Source organism: Streptomyces alkaliphilus (genome assembly GCF_014141535.1).
GTDB classification, from domain to species: domain Bacteria; phylum Actinomycetota; class Actinomycetes; order Streptomycetales; family Streptomycetaceae; genus Streptomyces; species Streptomyces alkaliphilus.
On record NZ_VKHT01001052.1, the window covers coordinates 1 to 1,669 of the forward strand.

The window sequence follows — 1,669 nt, forward strand, 5'->3', positions numbered from 1 at the left end:
GGGTCGGGGTCCGGGTCCGGGTCCGGGTCGGGCTCATCGCACGCCGGGTCACCCGGGTCGTAAACCTCGCACGGATCGGTGGTGCCGTCCGCCTGGGCGACGCCCGCGACGGCGAACGAGGCGCCCGCCGCGAACACCGCGCCGGCCGCCACGCGGGCGGCCGCGATGCGGATCCTGGAATTGGCCATGAAAGCCACTACCCCCTGTGATTGATGGAGTTGTGTGTCAATGACGCATCATCGGGGCAGACGTACAGGGGCGACGGGCCGTGATCGAGGTCCCCGTCGTGCAGTTGAGCCCCCCGGGCCACACGCGCCCCGCGCAGGGTCTGCCGGGCGAACAGCTTTCCCGTTCCACACAACCCCGTCAAGTCGGCTTTCCACGGGGGTTGTCGGGCCATCCGGTGAGGAGGCCCGGCGGTGCGCGCACCGCCGGGCCGTGGTCCTCGTCGCCCCCGAGGGGGAGGGGATCACTCCCCTTCCTGCTCCCGCCGCTTGCGCCAGCGGATGCCGGCCTCCAGGAAGTCGTCGATGTCGCCGTCCAGGACCGCCTGCGGGGTGCCGACCTCGTACTCGGTGCGCAGGTCCTTGACCATCTGGTACGGCTGCATCACGTAGGAACGCATCTGGCTGCCCCAGGAGTTGCCGCCCTCGGTCTTGAGGGCGTCCATCTTGGCCTGCTCCTCCTCCTTGCGGCGCGCCAACAGGCGGGCCTGGAGGACGCGCATGGCCGCGGCGCGGTTCTGGATCTGGGACTTCTCGTTCTGGCAGGAGACGACGATGCCGGTCGGCAGGTGGGTGATGCGCACCGCCGAGTCGGTGGTGTTGACCGACTGGCCACCGGGACCGGAGGAGCGGAAGACGTCGATCCGGATCTCGTTCTCCGGGATGTCGATGTGGTCGGTCTGCTCGACCACGGGAAGCACCTCGACACCGGCGAAGGAGGTCTGCCGGCGCCCCTGGTTGTCGAAGGGGGAGATACGGACCAGGCGGTGGGTGCCCTGCTCGACGGAGAGGGTGCCGTACGCGTAGGGGGCCTTCACCGTGAAGGTGGTGGACTTGATGCCCGCCTCCTCCGCGTAGGAGGTGTCGAGGATCTCGGTGGGGTAGCCCTTGCGCTCGGCCCAGCGCAGGTACATCCGCTGGAGCTGCTCGGCGAAGTCGGCGGCGTCCACGCCACCGGCCTCGGCGCGGACGCTGATCATCGCCTCGCGCTCGTCGTACTCCCCGGAGAGCAGCGTGCGCACCTCGAGCTCGGAGACCGCCTTGCGGATGGCGTCCAGCTCGGTGCGCGCCTCCTCCAGCGTCTCCGCGTCACTCTCGGCCTCCCCGAGCTCGAAGAGGACGGCCAGGTCGTCGATGCGGCTCCGCAGCTCCTCGGTGCGGCGCACCTGCCCCTGGAGGAAGGAGAGGCGGCTGGTGACCTTCTGGGCGTTCTCGGGGTCGTCCCACAGGGAGGGGGCCGCCGCCTGCTCCTCGAGCACGGCGATCTCCGCCCTCAGCTTGTCCACGTCGAGGACGGCCTCGATGGACTCCATCGTGGTGGTGAGGGACTTCAGCGCTTCGGATACATCGAGGACTGCCACGTCCCCCAGCCTAGCGGCTGGTGGGGCGCGGACCCGCTCGTCGGCGGGACGGGTTTCCCGCCGGGGCGTCCCGGGGACCGGGAC

The 1,669-nt window shown here is 70.4% G+C and carries 1 protein-coding gene and 1 pseudogene; both read right to left on the reverse strand.

Going from position 1 to position 1,669, the window contains the following annotated elements; genetic code table 11:
- Positions 1 to 188, reverse strand: a pseudogene (locus FNQ90_RS22300) (hypothetical protein); the annotation flags it as partial.
- A gap of 281 nt (positions 189 to 469) precedes the next feature.
- Positions 470 to 1,585 (reverse strand): peptide chain release factor 2, encoded by a 1,116-nt coding sequence (prfB, locus tag FNQ90_RS22305; protein WP_182607991.1) that lies wholly within the window; start codon positions 1,583 to 1,585, stop codon positions 470 to 472.
- Between the last annotated feature and the right edge of the window lie 84 nt (positions 1,586 to 1,669).